Origin of the sequence: Pseudarthrobacter sp. fls2-241-R2A-168 (assembly GCF_030209335.1) — a bacterium.
Lineage (GTDB): Bacteria > Actinomycetota > Actinomycetes > Actinomycetales > Micrococcaceae > Arthrobacter.
The window spans coordinates 19,266-34,605 of the sequence record NZ_JARVSG010000040.1 but is presented as its reverse complement, the minus strand read 5'-3'; the positions used below and the strand labels follow the sequence as shown (position 1 = coordinate 34,605).

The 15,340-nt window shown below is 63.6% G+C and carries 13 protein-coding genes; 11 read left to right on the top strand and 2 right to left on the bottom strand.

Translation table 11 applies throughout. The features are described from left to right. The first annotated feature begins 134 nt into the window (after positions 1-134). From QRN11_RS19390 to QRN11_RS19350, 9 genes are all read left to right on the top strand, one after another. On the top strand, positions 135-1,118 hold the full coding sequence (locus tag QRN11_RS19390) for an ABC transporter substrate-binding protein (RefSeq protein WP_142063779.1): 984 nt from the start codon (positions 135-137) through the stop codon (positions 1,116-1,118). A 128-nt stretch (positions 1,119-1,246) separates the two neighbouring features. Beyond that, the gene (locus QRN11_RS19385; RefSeq protein ID WP_285314114.1) at positions 1,247-2,284 is read left to right on the top strand and encodes an LLM class flavin-dependent oxidoreductase; all 1,038 of its coding nucleotides are present in this window, start codon (positions 1,247-1,249) and stop codon (positions 2,282-2,284) included. 72 nt (positions 2,285-2,356) lie between these two features. Next, entirely contained in the window at positions 2,357-2,992 is a 636-nt protein-coding gene (locus QRN11_RS19380; RefSeq protein WP_285314113.1) for a TetR/AcrR family transcriptional regulator, read from the top strand. A 99-nt stretch (positions 2,993-3,091) separates the two neighbouring features. After that, positions 3,092-4,609 carry an aldehyde dehydrogenase family protein gene (locus QRN11_RS19375; protein WP_285314112.1) on the top strand — a complete coding sequence of 506 codons (1,518 nt, stop codon included), beginning with the start codon at positions 3,092-3,094 and terminating at the stop codon, positions 4,607-4,609. Continuing rightward, positions 4,610-6,268, top strand: a complete 1,659-nt coding sequence (locus tag QRN11_RS19370) for a GMC family oxidoreductase (protein ID WP_285314111.1) — start codon at positions 4,610-4,612, stop codon at positions 6,266-6,268. It abuts the gene before it with no gap. Between the two features lie 86 nt (positions 6,269-6,354). Beyond that, positions 6,355-7,956 carry an APC family permease gene (locus QRN11_RS19365; protein WP_285314110.1) on the top strand — a complete coding sequence of 534 codons (1,602 nt, stop codon included), beginning with the start codon at positions 6,355-6,357 and terminating at the stop codon, positions 7,954-7,956. Between the two features lie 272 nt (positions 7,957-8,228). Continuing rightward, on the top strand, positions 8,229-8,582 hold the full coding sequence (locus tag QRN11_RS19360) for a hypothetical protein (protein ID WP_502935058.1): 354 nt from the start codon (positions 8,229-8,231) through the stop codon (positions 8,580-8,582). Then, positions 8,579-9,331 (top strand): cyclase family protein, encoded by a 753-nt coding sequence (locus tag QRN11_RS19355; RefSeq protein WP_502935057.1) that lies wholly within the window; start codon positions 8,579-8,581, stop codon positions 9,329-9,331. The genes QRN11_RS19360 and QRN11_RS19355 overlap by 4 nt, the downstream gene beginning before the upstream one ends. Before the next feature lie 27 nt (positions 9,332-9,358). Further along, the gene (locus tag QRN11_RS19350; protein WP_091421751.1) at positions 9,359-10,135 is read left to right on the top strand and encodes an IclR family transcriptional regulator; all 777 of its coding nucleotides are present in this window, start codon (positions 9,359-9,361) and stop codon (positions 10,133-10,135) included. Positions 10,136-10,175: 40 nt separating this feature from the next. On the opposite strand, the gene QRN11_RS19345 is transcribed toward QRN11_RS19350, so the two are convergent. Both QRN11_RS19345 and QRN11_RS19340 read right to left on the bottom strand, forming a co-directional pair. Continuing rightward, entirely contained in the window at positions 10,176-10,976 is an 801-nt protein-coding gene (locus QRN11_RS19345; RefSeq protein WP_285314108.1) for an IclR family transcriptional regulator, read from the bottom strand. Positions 10,977-11,134: 158 nt separating this feature from the next. Next, positions 11,135-12,574: an amino acid permease gene (locus QRN11_RS19340; protein ID WP_285314107.1), complete on the bottom strand. Its 1,440-nt coding sequence runs from the start codon at positions 12,572-12,574 to the stop codon at positions 11,135-11,137. Between the two features lie 293 nt (positions 12,575-12,867). On the opposite strand from QRN11_RS19340, the gene QRN11_RS19335 reads away from it, so the two are divergent. Both QRN11_RS19335 and QRN11_RS19330 read left to right on the top strand, forming a co-directional pair. Next, positions 12,868-13,920: a homoserine dehydrogenase gene (locus QRN11_RS19335; protein WP_350224010.1), complete on the top strand. Its 1,053-nt coding sequence runs from the start codon at positions 12,868-12,870 to the stop codon at positions 13,918-13,920. Beyond that, positions 13,913-15,325, top strand: a complete 1,413-nt coding sequence (locus tag QRN11_RS19330; RefSeq protein ID WP_285314105.1) for an aldehyde dehydrogenase family protein — start codon at positions 13,913-13,915, stop codon at positions 15,323-15,325. Before QRN11_RS19335 ends, QRN11_RS19330 begins: the two co-directional genes overlap by 8 nt. Positions 15,326-15,340: the final 15 nt, after the last annotated feature.

Here is a 15,340-nt window from a genome sequence, read left to right as displayed (position 1 = left end):
GGTCCTCCGGTGACCTGCGGTTACTCCGCGTATCTCCGGGTTTCAGCGCCTTTGATTCGGTTGCTCGCGCTGCCGGATAGTTGCTGCAACGAGCACATTCCGTTGCATCCGCTACCACCCTCCAAGGAGGAATAATGCCCATTCTCAAGGCGAAACCGGCTGCTGCCGTGGCCCTCACCATCACCGCGCTGCTGGGACTGGCAGCATGCGCCGATCCGGGCGCGACGGCGGCGACAGCACCGACGTCGGGATCCTCCACCACGGCGGCAGGCAAGACTTTCAACCTGTCCCCGCAGCAGGACCGCTTCAAGGTCTCCGTGGACTCCGAGGCGGCAGCGCTGGTCCCCGAAGCCATCAAGGCCGACGGCAAACTCACCGTGGTGAGCACCGGCGGCACCGCCCCGCTCAGCACCTTTGCCACGGACAACAAGACCCTGATCGGCAGCGAGGTGGACATCGCCTACGCGGTGGGCGAGACACTGGGGCTGGAGGTGGAGGTCCTTCCCGTGGCCTGGGCTGACTGGCCGCTGGGCATTGAATCCGCCAAGTACGAGGCCGTGCTGTCCAACGTGACCGTCACCGAAGCCCGGAAGGAGAAGTTCGACTTCGCCACCTACCGGAACGACCTGCTGGGCTTCTACGCAAAGAGCGATTCGGACATCGGCGAGATCAAGGAGGCCAAGGATGTTGCGGGCAAGCGCGTCATTGTTGGCTCCGGCACCAACCAGGAAGCCATCCTGGTCCGCTGGGACGAGGAGAACAAGAAGAACGGCCTGAAGCCGGTTGAGTTCCAGTATTACGACGACGACTCCGCCTCCACGCTGGCCCTGCAGTCCGGCCGTGCGGACCTGACGTTCGCACCCAATGCCGGTTCTGCCTACAAGGCCGCCCTGGATGGCAAGAGCAAGCAGGTGGGCACCCTCAACGGCGGCTGGCCGCTGACCGCGCAAATCGCCTTCACCACCAAGAAGGACAACGGCCTGGCCGTCGCCGCCCAGGCAGCGCTGAACGAACTGATTGAAAACGGCACGTACGCCAAGATCCTGGACCGCTGGGGCCTGTCATCCGAGGCTATCCAGAAGTCCGAGCTGAACCCGGCAGGCCTGCCCAAGAAGTAAGCGGACCTGCCGACGAATGGATCCCCGCCTTGCCCTGACGGCGAGGCGGGGATTCTTCTGCGTTGCCAACGCCCCCAGTGCCTGACGCATATTCTGGGAGCAGCCCACCCCGATCATGGAGGAAGCCCATGCCCCACCCCGCCCGCCCCTTGCGCAAGCTTGGATTCCTCACGATCGGCCTCTTCGATCCGGCGGATCCCGGCCCGGGCCACCAATCCACCTTGGAGATCATCGAACTTGGCGAGCGGCTCGGATTCGACAGTGCCTGGCTGCGCCACCGCCACCTGCAGTTCGGCATCTCCTCGCCCATAGCGGTGATGGCCGCAGCCAGCCAGCGCACCACCAGGATCGAACTCGGCACTGCAGTGACACCGCTCGGGTGGGAAAACCCGTTGCGCCTGGCCGAGGACCTGGCCACCGTGGACCTGCTCGCCGGGGGACGGATCAATCCCGGGCTGAGCGTCGGGGAACCGATGAACTACGACACGGTGAAGCACGAGTTGTACCCGGATTCCTCCGAAGCTGAGGACTTCAGCTACGCCCGCATGGATCGGCTGGCCCGTTTGGTTGCAGGGGAACCGGTGCGGGATTTTTCCGGCAAGCAAGGTGTGGTCGAGGAATTTTCCAACCGGGTGGAGCCGCATTCTCCCGGGCTGAGGGACCGTCTTTGGTATGGAGCAGGCAGCACGAAGTCGGCAGTCTGGGCCGGGGAGCACGGGTTCAACCTGCTCTCCAGCAGCGTGGTCTTCCCCGAAGCGGACCAGGAGCCGGACTTCGCCCTCGTCCAGCAATCGCAGATCCGTGCCTTCCGGGAGGCGGCACAAGGACATGGGCCGGCCCGCGTGTCGCAGGGCCTGGTGGTGATCCCCACGGATTCGGCCTCGCCGGCACAGCGGGAGAAATACCAGCGCTACGTCGATGAACGCACTCCGCGCACCCGGGCGCCGCAGGGGCCCAAGGGCATGCTCTTCGCCCCGGACCTCATCGGCACCAGTGACGAAATCGCGGAACAGCTGTACGCCCACGCGGGATTCCAGGAAATCGACGAGGTGGCGTTCGCCCTGCCTTTCAGCTTTGACCATGAAGATTACGTCCAGATCCTGACCGACATTGCCGGCAGCCTGGGCCCCGCCCTGGGGTGGACACCGGCCGAGGGCCGGCAGTAGGCAGCGGACCGGGGCGTGCACCAGCCCGGTCCGGAAGTGCATTCGTGGCGGGTTTGGCAATAGTGTGGCGGGGTGGGGACAAACACCGTCAATGGCGAACAGATCGACAGACAGACACGCATTCTCGAAGCGGCGCTCGATCTGCTCTCCCGCCACGGTATTTCCGGCGTGAGCATGCGTGCCGTAGCGCGGGAAGCCGGCGTCGCCCTGGGCCTGGTGAACTACTACTACGACGATAAGACAAGCCTGATCCGCGCAGCCCTTCGCCGGGTGGACGAGCACGACCTCCTGCTGGTGGCACAAGACCCCTCCCTGCCCGCCGACGAACAGTTGCGCAAGGCCCTGCGGCGGGTTGCCGCCGCTGATCTCCTGACCACCCGATACCTGTCCCTGCGCCTGCACCTGTGGGCCCTCGCGCAGGCGGACGAGGACTACGCGCAGATCAACGCTGCCGCCTTTGACCGCTACATCGACGGACTCGCGGCACTGGTCTCCAACGCCCAGCCCGGACTGTCGTGGGAGGAATGCAGGGCAAGGGCAGCGGACATTGTGGTGATACAAAACGGGATGTGGCTGACCTCGCTTCTTGGCGTGGATAAGGAATCCATCAAGCGAAGCATCAGCCGTACGGAAGAAATCGCTTTCGCCCCGCTGCAGGCGCAGGATCAAGCCGACAGCAAGAGCTCAAGTCCGCTTCAGGAGAACTAAAACCACGCGCTTCCCGGCGCTGCCTCCGCCTCAGTCACATTGAACGCCTGTTCAAGAAAACTATTGAACAGGCGTTCAACATCGGCTACTGTCCTCCGTATGACTTACGCCACACCGTCTCCGGACGTGACAGCATCCACCCTTTTCATCAACGGTTCGTGGGAGCCGGCAGCGTCGGGCGCCGTCCGCCACATCCACAACCCGGCCGACGGCGAACTGGCCGCCACTGTCTCCGAGGCCGGCCGTGAAGATGCCGAGCGGGCCATCGCCGCCGCGCGTGCTGCCTTCGACTCAGGCATCTGGTCCAGTGTCCCGGCTCCCGAGCGTGGCACCTTCCTGCTCAAGGTCGCCGCCGAGCTGCGCGAGCGCCGGGAAAAGTTCGCCCGCGCCGAGTCACTCGATACCGGAAAGCGGATCATCGAAAGCCGCATCGACATGGACGACATCGCCGCCTGCTTCGAGTACTTCGGCCGGCTGGCGGGGCAGCAGTCGGGCCGCGTGGTTGACGCCGGGAACCCCACCGTGGCCAGCAAGATCGTCTACGAACCGGTAGGCGTCTGCGGCCTGATCACTCCATGGAACTACCCCCTGCTTCAGGCCGCGTGGAAGATCGCCCCCGCGCTGGCCGCAGGCTGCACCTTTGTCCTCAAGCCCTCCGAACTGACCCCCTCCACCGCCATCCTGGCCATGCAGCTGCTGCAGGACCTCGGCCTGCCGGACGGCGTAGCCAACCTGGTGACCGGACCCGGCGCTGAAGCGGGCGCACCGCTCTCCGAACACCCCGACGTCGACCTCGTCTCCTTCACCGGCGGCCTGGAGACCGGCAAGCGCATTGCCGCTGCCGCCGCCGGCACGGTGAAGAAGGTGGCGCTGGAACTGGGCGGCAAGAACCCCAACGTGGTGTTCGCGGACGCGGACTTTGACGCCGCCGTCGACAACGCTTTGAACGGCGCCTTCGTCCACTCCGGCCAGGTCTGTTCGGCGGGGGCGCGGCTGGTGGTGGAGGAATCGATCGCCGAACGCTTCGTTGACGAGCTGGTCCGCCGGGCACAGGGAATCCGGCTTGGCGGCCCGTTCGATGAAGCGGCCGAGACCGGCCCGCTGATCTCCGCCGCCCACCGCGACAAGGTCCACGCCTACGTCCAGCGCGGCATCGAGGAGGGGGCGAGGTTGCGGTGCGGCGGTGCGGCACCGGCCGGCGAGAAGTACGACGGCGGCTTCTACTACCAGCCCACAGTCCTGGACCGCGTCCAAAAGGGTATGTCCGTGGTCATCGATGAGGCGTTCGGCCCCGTTGTTACCGTCGAAACCTTCCGCACGGAGGACGAGGCTGTAGCCACCGCCAACGACACCATCTACGGACTGGCGGGTGCGGTCTGGACCCAGGACGCCGGCAAGGCACAGCGCGTGGCAGGCCGGCTCCGGCACGGCACCATCTGGATCAACGACTACCACCCCTACCTCCCGCAGGCCGAGTGGGGCGGCTTCGGCCAGTCCGGCGTCGGCCGCGAACTCGGCCCCACCGGCTTCGCGGAATACCAGGAGGCCAAGCACATCTACCAGAACACCAGCCCGCAGGTGACCGGCTGGTTCGCTGACCACGGCAAGGAGAACTAGATGCACTTCGACAACATCGAGGACCTCGGCGAGCGCGGGTTCGACTACCTTGTGATTGGCGGCGGATCCGCCGGAGCGGCTGTGGCAGCACGGCTGAGCGAGGATCCGGAGGTGACCGTTGCCCTGGTGGAGGCGGGCCCGGATGACCGCAACATCCCGGAAATCCTGCAGCTGGACCGCTGGATGGAGCTGCTGGAATCCGGGTATGACTGGGACTACCCCGTGGAACCGCAGGAGAACGGCAACTCCTTTATGCGCCACGCCCGGGCCAAAGTCATGGGCGGCTGCTCGAGCCACAACTCCTGCATCGCCTTCTGGGCTCCGCGGGAAGACCTGGACGAATGGGAATCCAAGTACGGCGCAGCCGGTTGGAATGCCGACGCCGCCTGGCCGCTCTACAAGCGGCTGGAAACCAATGAGGATGCCGGCCCGGACGCACCCCACCACGGGGACTCAGGCCCCGTGCACCTGATGAACGTGCCCCCGGCCGATCCTGCCGGCGTCGCGCTTTTGGATGCCTGCGAGCAGGCCGGGATCCCCCGCGCGAGGTTCAACACCGGAACCACGGTGGTCAATGGTGCCAACTTCTTCCAGATCAACCGCCAGGCGGACGGCACCCGCGCCTCCAGCTCGGTGTCCTACATCCACCCGATTATTGACCGGGAAAACTTCACCCTGCTGACCGGCCTCCGCGCCCGCCAGCTGGTGTTCGATGCGGACAAGCGCTGCACCGGCGTGGACGTGGTGGACTCGGCGTTCGGCCGGACCCACCGGCTCACGGCGCACCGGGAGGTCATCCTGTCCACCGGCGCCATCGACTCACCCAAGCTGCTGATGCTCTCCGGGATCGGCCCGGCGGCCCACCTGGCGCAGCATGGCATCGAGGTCCTGGTGGACTCCCCCGGCGTGGGCGAGCACCTGCAGGACCATCCGGAAGGCGTGGTGCAGTTCGAGGCCAAACAGCCCATGGTGCAGACCTCCACCCAGTGGTGGGAGATCGGCATCTTCACCCCCACCGAGGACGGCCTCGACCGCCCCGACCTGATGATGCACTACGGCTCGGTCCCGTTCGACATGAACACCCTGCGGCACGGCTACCCCACCACGGAGAACGGCTTCAGCCTCACCCCGAACGTCACGCATGCCCGCTCCCGCGGCACCGTCCGGCTGCGCAGCCGCGACTTCCGCGACAAGCCGATGGTGGACCCGCGCTACTTCACCGATCCCGAAGGGCACGACATGCGGGTGATGGTGGCCGGCATCCGCAAAGCCAGGGAAATCGCCGCCCAGCCGGCAATGGCCGAATGGGCCGGGCGCGAGCTGTCTCCCGGCGTCGAGGCCCAGACCGACGAGGAACTGCGGGACTACATCCGCAAGACCCACAACACGGTGTACCACCCGGTGGGCACGGTCCGCATGGGGCCGGTGGACGACGAAATGTCGCCACTGGATCCCGAACTGCGGGTCAAGGGCGTCACGGGGCTGCGTGTTGCCGACGCCTCCGTTATGCCTGAACACGTCACCGTCAACCCCAACATCACCGTCATGATGATCGGCGAGCGCTGTGCTGATTTGGTCCGCGCAGACCTCCGCCGCACCGGCCAGTCCGGCGAAACCATGGCCATCGAAGAAATGGAGCTCACCGCGTCCCTCGCCTGAGCGGCGGGGTCCGGCGGCAGGGCTTCCCCTCTCATGCCACGGCCGGCCGGTCATCACCATCGTGCTTTTCTGATCTAGGAGTCCACATGGCGGAACCCAGCAAGAGTATTGATTCAAGCGGCATGGACGAGTTTGGTTATACGCAGACCCTGGACCGGAGCATCGGCAAGTTTGCCAGCTTCGCGGCAGGGGTCAGCTACATCTCCATCCTCACTGGTGTTTTTCAACTGTTCTACTTTGGTTTTTCCATGGCCGGCCCCGCATATGCGTGGTCCTGGCCCCTCGTCTTCGCCGGCCAGCTGATGGTGGCGTTGTGTTTTGCCGAACTGGCAGGCCGCTACCCCGTGGCCGGATCGGTGTACAACTGGGCCAAGCGGCTTGCCTCCGGGACCTCGTCCTGGCTGGCAGGCTGGCTGCTGCTTCTGTCCTCCATCATGGCGTTGGGATCCGTGGCGCTGGCCCTGCAGATCACGCTGCCGCAGCTTTGGTCCGGCTTCCAGTTTGTAGGTGATGGCACGGGCCCGTACGACTTCGCGATGAACGGGGTGGTGCTGGCGACAATAATGATCACCATCTCAACCCTCATCAACGCGTTCGGCGTGAAGCTTATGACCAGGATCAACAGCATTGGCGTCTTCGTGGAGCTGGTGGCCGCGGTGCTGCTGATCCTCGCACTGGCCTGGCACGTGGTGCGGGGACCCGAGGTCTTTTTCGAGACCGCCGGATTCGGGGAAGGCCACGATCTTGGCTTCTTCGGTGTCTTCCTGATCGGCGCCATGGCGTCGGGTTATGTGATGTACGGCTTTGACACCGCAAGCTCCCTGGGCGAAGAGACCAAGGATCCCAAGCGCACGGCCCCCAAGGCCATCATCCGTGCCGTCACGGCGTCCTTTGTGCTCGGTGGCCTGATCCTGCTCTTCGGCATCCTTGCGGCACCGGACCTTGCCGATCCCAAGGTGGGAGCTGCCGACGGCGGCCTGCAGCATATTGTGCTCTCCGTCCTGGGTGGGCCTTTCGGCAAGGCCTTCCTGGCGTGCATTGTTGTGGCCGTGGTGGTCTGCACCCTCGCTGTCCACGCCGCAGCGATCCGCATGATGTTCGCCATGGCCCGGGACAACAACCTCCCGTTCAGCCGGCAGCTCAGCAAGGTGGACCCGGTCCGCAGGACCCCCACCATCGCCGCCATCGTGATCGGCGTGATCGCCGTCATCCCGCTGCTGGTCAACGTGATGCAGCCGGCCATCTTCACCATCCTGTCCAGCATCAGCATCGTCCTGATCTACCTGTCCTATTTGCTGGTCACCGTCCCGCTGCTCCGCAAGAGGCTGCAGAAGAAATGGCCCCTGGCGGACGACGGCTCCGAGCCCGGCTTCAGCCTGGGCAAATGGGGGCTGCCGGTGAACATCATCGCTGTCCTGTGGGGCGGCGCGATGACCCTGAACCTGGTGTGGCCCCGGCCGGAAATCTACAACTCCGTGCCCCCGTTCGAGTGGTACCTGCAGTGGGGCGGGGTGATCTTCGTGGCAGCCGTCACCGGCGGCGGGGCCCTGTTGTACCGGCTGAAGATCCGCCATAAGACGGGGGTGCTGGCCGAGCATGCGGCGGCCGTGGCCGCCCACCCGTCTTCGGGGCCTGAGCGGCGCGAAGCTTCCGCTGAGTCCCAGGCAGTGGACGCCACAGTGGCTTAGAGCGGCAACATCCACCAGTCACCTCAGAAGGGTCGACGGCGGCACTCACCCGAGTGCCGCCGTCGGCCCTTTTCCCGCACTACTCCATACTCGTAATAAGCATTTATTTATGCTTGTAATGAACGTCGAGCTATGTAACGATGGTCACATCACCTCAAAAGAGAAGAGAAACGCCAGTGAAGGTCCACATGAACTCAGTCCGCAAACTTAGGGTCCACTGGCCCATCAGCGCCGAGACGTTCGGGCAGATAACGGCCGGCGAGGTGGCGGCCTTGACGAAGGACAAAGGGCTTGCCACGTTGCTTCAGGTTGTGGAGCAGTTCCAGGATCTGGGGGATTTCGGCAACTACAAGCATGTCTTCGAATCCGGGGTTGGCTTTGAGGGTTTCACGTGCGCCGCTGGAGCTACCCCCACGCTGGGAGAAGTGGGAGAACAAACCTTCTCGCCGACTTTCGTTTACACCACTTACTTCAGTGCCGCCCTTGATGACGCTGTGGTGGAACAGTTCGTTCGGCAGATCGTGGATATCCATCCATGGGAGCTGCCCGTTATTGAACTGACAGGGCCGGTGAGTGTTGCGGCCGGCGCCCAGGTTGAAGACTGTGAAGGAGCGGTGGCATCTTGACAGGAACCACTGCCGTTGGCATTTGGGCTGGCCTGCAGTCCCTGCTCCAGGGCGCGTCTTTTACTGATCTGACTCATTCGTTCCACCCGGGCCAGCCACATTTCCCGGCCTTCCCGAATGAAGTGCGGGAAGCACTTTTCGATGTGGAGAAAGGCGATGGCTTTACTGCCCATCGCTACTCGATCGTTGGGCAGTGGGGAACTCACGTTGATCCGCCGTCCCACTTTATCCGTGGAGGCAGGACACTGGATCAGATTCCGGTGGAGGAGATGATCCTTCCACTTGTAATTCTGGATATTACTGACCGCGTGAGCGGCAACCCCGATGCCACCCCCGTCCTGAAGGATGTTCAGGATTGGGAGGGCCGGAACGGCGCCATCCCGGAGGGTGCCTTCGTGGCCTTGCGCACCGGTTGGAGCAGGCGTTGGCCGGACCCGGAAGCAATGGCTAACCGGGATGCCGGGGGCTTGAGCCACACGCCCGGCTGGTCCCAGGAGGTGCTTGCCTTTCTGATTGGACAGCGGTCCGTTGCCGCCGTGGGCCACGAGCAAACCGACACAGATCCCGGTCTTGCCACGTCCATGCAGGACTTCAGCCTCGAGACCTACGTTCTGGCGCAGGACCGCTGGCAGATCGAACTTCTGGCCAACCTGGACGGACTTCCGGAAGCCGGTGCTGTAGTCGTCGCAACCTGGGCTAAGCCTCTGGGTGGCAGTGGCTTCCCGGCAAGGGTGTTCGCCATCTCCTGAAACAGTGGCTCGTCTAGAATCGGACGTATGTCAAAGATGTCCAGCATGGGCCGGGGAATCATGGCCGTTCTGGCAGCGGGATCGCGGCATGCACAGGGGTTTCCCGGGGGAACGGTAGCTGACATTGCCGCAGATCTGGGTAAGGATCGGAGCCAGGTGTCGCGCAGCCTGCGCACTGCCGAGCTTGAAGGCTTCCTGCGCCGCACATCGCAGCGCGGCTTCGCCTTGGACTGGTCGCTGTACACGGACGCGCAATTGCTGTCCGGGCGGCGCCTGGAGATTGACGGTGCCGCTGCCCTCAACAGCCTTGCCCGGCAGACCGACGAGGGCTGCTTCCTTGGCGTGCTCAGCGGAAACAGCACGGTCACCATCGGTGAAAGTGTCCCGGAGAGCAGCAACATGGTGGGGTCCTGGCTGGGCAGGCCCTACCCCGCCTACTGCAGCGATGCCGGCCAGGCGCTGTTGTGGGAAGCGTCGGACGAGGAAGTGCATACCGTCTTTTCCGGTGTCGAGTTTGTCCGCCATGGACCAAATACGCCGACCAGCGTGGAGGACTTCCTGGCCCGGTTGAACCAGGCGCGGTCGCGCGGGTACTCCATCGTTGACGAGGAGGCGGAACCGGGCCTCTACTCGCTTGCCGTGCCTATTCGGGACTTCAAGGCAGACGTCGTGGCCGCCCTGCAGATTGTCGGCCCCAAAGTGCGACTGGAACCCCGGCAAAAAGATTGCGCGGAAGTTCTGATGGTGCAGGGAAAGCAACTGGAGGAGGCCCTGGGCTACGTTGCCGAGAAGCTTGGCGCGTAGCCTTTGCCCAGGGACGGGTCAGGCGATGGGGCGAACTTTGTCAGCTCGACAGCGCGGTCACTTGCAGAGGATCGCGCTGATCTAAAGGCACCGAACCAAGCCGTCCGGCAGCGTCAGCCAGGACCGCAGCGATATGTGTAGCGTTCGATGCCACAGCGGCGCGGCCGCCAAGGACACTGAGCGAGGCCACGATGCCTCCGCCTGCCTCGCGGATGGGGACCGCCAGTTCAGCAATGCCATGCTCGAATTCCTCCACTGCGGCAACATATCCGATGCCGCGGTCGCGAACCATCAGTTCCCACACTTCGGTTGTGGAGTGTGCAGCCTCGGGGCCTCCAACACCAATGAAATTCACGTCTTTGAGCAGCGCCTGAACTTCTCGTTCCTTGTAATCCCATAACAGGGCACGCCCTGCCCCAGTGCACCAGACAGGTGTCACCATGCCGGGCTTCACGAAGCCGCCTGCCACAGCATCGGTGCTGGAGGCCCGCAGCAGGATGACGCGATATCCATCAAGGACGGAAATGCGGGCTCGATGCCCCACCACAGCGCCGAGCTGCTCCAACTCTGTCGCGGCCGCCCGCACCCAGCCTGTATTAAGGGAGGCACCAAGGCTGAAAAACCGCGGCCCGACGCGGAAGGGGCCGCGGTCCTGGCGCTCCAGCAGCCCCAGATCGCATAGTTCCCGTGTCAGGCGGGAAACCCTGCTCTGCTCCATTTGCAGTTCGGCGGCCAGCTGCGAGACCCCGGAAAGTTGCCTGCCGGATTTCTCCCGGTCGGCAACCAGCCGCACTATCCGAAGTCCCTGTGCCATCGATGATGCTTCCGGGGAGGTATCCACCGTTATTGCTCCTTCCGCCAATCCAGCCTATCCCGGGGCAGGCACTATCCCGGCTGGCCAGGAAGGATTGGATAGCGGTCTCACCTGGACAAGAACAGGCGGTATAGGGGCGCAGCCGAAGCTGCCGGCCCCCAATACCGCCCTATAGGTGCTAACGGTCAGGACACTCTCTCAAGGCTGACTTTGCGCCCGTACCTGAGGTAGAAGAATCCATAGCAGGCAGCCACGAAGGGAATGCCGAAGTAAAGCGCGGCGACCTGCGTGGGATCAAATGCGATGCCAACCAGGGAAACTACGCACAGGGTGAATGCCAGGATGGGCACGAGCGGGAACAGCGGCGCCCTGTAGGCGAGGGCGGAAACGTCGCCGCCGTTGCGGACGAAAGCGCGGCGGTGGAAGAAGTGTGAGGCGGTGATGGACATCCAGACACCCACCACGGCGAATCCTGCCACGGAGACCAGGACCAGGTAGACCGTCTCTGGGGCAACCACGCTGCTGATCAAGGAGGCGACACCGCCCACCATGCTCACCGAGAGCGCGATCAGCGGGATACCGCGGCCTGTCAGTTTTTTGAAGGCGCGGGGTGCGTGGCCTTCGTCGGCGAGGGAGTAGAGCATGCGGGCGCAGGAGAAGAGGCCGCTGTTGCCTGCTGACAGGAGGGCGGTGATGATGACGAAGTTCATGACGTCGGCAGCGAACGGAAGGCCGATGGAGGAGAAAACGGTGACGAACGGGCTCTCGGCCAGGCCTACCTCGCTGTAGGGGATGGTGGCCGCTATGACGGCGATGGCACCAACGAAGAAGATGAGCAGGCGGATCACGGTGGTGCGCATGGCCTTGGGGATACTGGTGGCGGGGTCCCTGGTTTCGCCTGCTGCAACGCCGATCAGTTCCGAACCGGAGAAAGCGTAAAAGACCGCAAGTGCGGTGACCAGGACGCCGGTGAAGCCGTTGGGAAACAGGCCGGCCTCGGTGGCGAAGTTCTCAAAGAGGAAGGGGTGTTCTCCCCCGCCGCTGAGCGGGTGGAACCCGAACAGGGCGGCGCCGCCCAGGACGATGAGCCCGATAATTGCGGCGACCTTGACGATGGCGAACCAGAACTCGGACTCACCGAAGAACTTGGCAGAGACAGCGTTGAAGCCGAAGAGGACCGCGGCGAAGACCAGGCACCAGACCCAGACGTCGACGTCCGGAAACCAGCGCTGCATAAGCAGGCCGGAGGCGGTGAATTCGGAACCGATGGCCACGGCCCAGCAGAGCCAGTACAGCCAGGCGGTGGCGAATCCGGTGGCAGGGCCGATGGAGCGTGCGGCGTAGATGTGGAAGGCGCCGGAAACCGGGTACGCGATGGCGAGTTCACCGAGGCAGGCCATCACCAAGTACACAACGAACGCACCTACCAGGTAGGCGATCACCGCGCCGAGCGGGCCCGCCTGGGAGATGGTGTAGCCGGAGCTGAGGAACAGCCCGGAGCCGATCACGCCGCCCATGGCAATCATCACCAGGTGGCGCGGGCCCATGGAGCGTCGAAGTCCGGGCTCTGCAGCGGGCGGCGAGTCGGGTTGTTGGTCAAGAACAAGGGGAGTTGGGGGTTGCAAGAGTGCCTCCGGTGTTGAAAGGGGTGGGGCATGTATGGCGCATCGCTCCTGGTGACCGGATTGGCTCGGGAAGGACTGTGCACCGATGGTGATGAAGGTAACACCAAATGGGGCGTTTAGTCATCAAAAACATAAAATTATGTCTATGTTGCGCAGATGTTACTTTCCCGTGGACTGTCACTTCGTACTCATCCTGGTCGGTTCGACATCGATTTCGGGCAGATGCACATGGCTGCCCTGACGCCAACAGGACACAGGATGGGAGCACTGACGTAACAAACTGAAGGAGCATGATGACCACCTACGACATTGCCCTGATCGGATTCGGCGGCGTAAACCGGACCTTGGCCGAGTTGATCGCCACCCGTGGAGAAGACCTCCGACAACAGCTGGGCTTCGGGCTCCGGGTGGTGGCCATAACGGATCTGCGCCTCGGTTCGCTGGTGCAGGACGAAGGAATAGACCTGGCCATGGCCCTGGGTCTGGGCACAGGCAGCGAGACGTTCGCTGAGCATGGCGGATCAGCTGAGCCGGACAATGAGCGCGTGATCCGCAGCTGCACCGCTGGCATCATCTGCGAAGCGACCTTCACAAACCCGGACGACGGCGAACCGGCAGTCTCCCACGTGCAGTGGGCTTTGGAGTCCGGCAAGAGTGTGTGCACCACCAACAAGGGCCCGGTAGCACTGAGGGGAACCGAGCTGACCGAACTCGCGGAGCGGAACGGCGTGCACTTTGAGTTCGAGGGTGCTGTCATGAGCGGCACCCCAGTCATCCGGCTGGCGAAAAAGATGTTTGCCGGCCTGAAGCTGAACGGCTTCGAAGGCATCCTGAACGGCACCAGCAATTATGTGCTGGGCAGAATGGAAGCCGGACTGGCCTTCGACGAGGCCGTCAGCGAAGCTCAGCACCTCGGTTATGCAGAGGCGAACCCGGCTGCAGACATCGAGGGCTATGACGTGCAGCTCAAGGTTCTGATTCTCGCCAATGAACTCCTCGGAGCGCGCATCCAGCTGGCCGACGTGCAGCGGCAGGGTATTTCCGGCCTGACACCCGAGAATATCCGCGAGGCAGCACGCGAAGGCCTGCGCTGGAAACTGGTGGGGTCAGCAGAACGCAAGCCTGACGGAACGGTAACGGCCGCCGTCGGACCGGTTGCCCTGCCCCTGGATCACGGCCTGGCAGGTATCTCCGGCGCTACCAACGCAGTATCCTTCAGCACTGATCTCCTCGGTCCGGTAACGGTCTCCGGACCTGGAGCCGGGCGGATGGAGACAGCATACGCACTGCTCTCGGACATCATTGCCATGCATGCCAAGCAGAACCGGGTGGCCGCGCATGTATAAGACGAGCGTGGAAGCCATGGAGGAGGCATTGCCTTCGTTCCACGAGGTAGAAAGCCCCTACGACGGGACGATTGTGGGCGCAGTCCCGCTCACATCCCTGTCTGCCGTGGAAGAAGTCCTCAACGTCGCCCGCGAAGGTGCCCGAAGGGCCCGGACACTGTCCCGCCATGCCCGCGGAAAGATCCTGGACACTGCTGCGGCGGACATTGAGGAGCGGTGCGAGGAGTTCGCGCGGACTATTACCTCCGAAAGCGGCAAAACCATCCGACAGGCCCGCAAGGAAGTCCGGCGGGCAGTTAATACACTTCGTCTGTCGGCAGCCGAAGCCCGCAGAAACGCCGGGGAAATGATCCCCTTTGATTCCTACGAGGGCTCAGAGGACAGGACGGGCTGGTATTCACGTGAACCGCTGGGGATCATAGCCGCGATCACCCCCTTTAATGACCCGTTGAACCTGGTGGTGCACAAGATCGGCCCGGCCATCGCCGGCGGCAACGCGGTCATTCTCAAACCTTCCGCGCTGACTCCTTTGTCAGCGCAACTGCTCGCGGACACACTTGCCAAGGCCGGCCTTCCCGAAGGCATCCTCAGTGTGGTCCACGGGGGCCGGGAGGTGACTGAAGCCATGATCAAGGCCCGTGACGTCAGGATGGTGTCCTTCACCGGGGGCTTCTCGACCGGCGAGAGCATCGCACACACCGCAGGGCTGAAAAAGCTTTCCATGGACCTGGGCGGAAATGCGCCGGTGATCGTGATGGCAGATGCTGACCTCGACTCCGCAGTGCAATCCTGCGTCTCTGGTGCCTTCTGGGCTGCAGGGCAAAACTGCGTTGGAGTGCAGCGCATCCTCATCGCCCATCCCTTGTATGCCAGGTTCCGCCACCGTTTCCTGCAGGAAACTGCCCGCCTGGTCGCCGGAGACCCACGTGAGGAGCACACCGATGTTGGTCCAATGATCAACGGCCGTGCCCTGAGCCAGCTCAAAGCAAAGCTGGATGAGGCCATTCACGGCGGTGCTGCCTGCCTCGCCGGTAACACCTACGAGGGCAACGTGCTTCAGCCCACGGTTCTGGAGAACGTTCCAGCCGCCAGCAGGATCTGGCAGGAAGAAGTATTCGGTCCGGTGGTCATGCTCCAGCCGTTTGACACCTTTGACGAAGCAGTAGAGGTCGCAAATGCCATCGAGTTCAGTCTTCACGCGGGGATATTCACGAACTCGCTGGACACAGCCATGGACGCCGCGAGGCGTCTTGACGCAGGAGGAGTCATGATCAACGACTCCTCGGACTACCGTTTTGACGGTATGCCTTTTGGTGGTTCCAAGTACGGCAACATGGGCCGCGAAGGCGTCCGCTTCGCCTACGAGGAGATGACTCAGCCAAAGGTCATCTGCATCAGGCGCTAACAGGGTTTTGGAGGG

Coding starts and splice junctions, on each gene's coding strand:
- QRN11_RS19390 (WP_142063779.1), top strand. CDS start 135: ATGCCCATTCTCAAGGCGAAACCGGCTGCTGCCGTGGCCCTCACCATC.
- QRN11_RS19385 (WP_285314114.1), top strand. CDS start 1,247: ATGCCCCACCCCGCCCGCCCCTTGCGCAAGCTTGGATTCCTCACGATC.
- QRN11_RS19375 (WP_285314112.1), top strand. CDS start 3,092: ATGACTTACGCCACACCGTCTCCGGACGTGACAGCATCCACCCTTTTC.
- QRN11_RS19370 (WP_285314111.1), top strand. CDS start 4,610: ATGCACTTCGACAACATCGAGGACCTCGGCGAGCGCGGGTTCGACTAC.
- QRN11_RS19365 (WP_285314110.1), top strand. CDS start 6,355: ATGGCGGAACCCAGCAAGAGTATTGATTCAAGCGGCATGGACGAGTTT.
- QRN11_RS19350 (WP_091421751.1), top strand. CDS start 9,359: ATGTCAAAGATGTCCAGCATGGGCCGGGGAATCATGGCCGTTCTGGCA.
- QRN11_RS19335 (WP_350224010.1), top strand. CDS start 12,868: ATGACCACCTACGACATTGCCCTGATCGGATTCGGCGGCGTAAACCGG.
- QRN11_RS19330 (WP_285314105.1), top strand. CDS start 13,913: ATGTATAAGACGAGCGTGGAAGCCATGGAGGAGGCATTGCCTTCGTTC.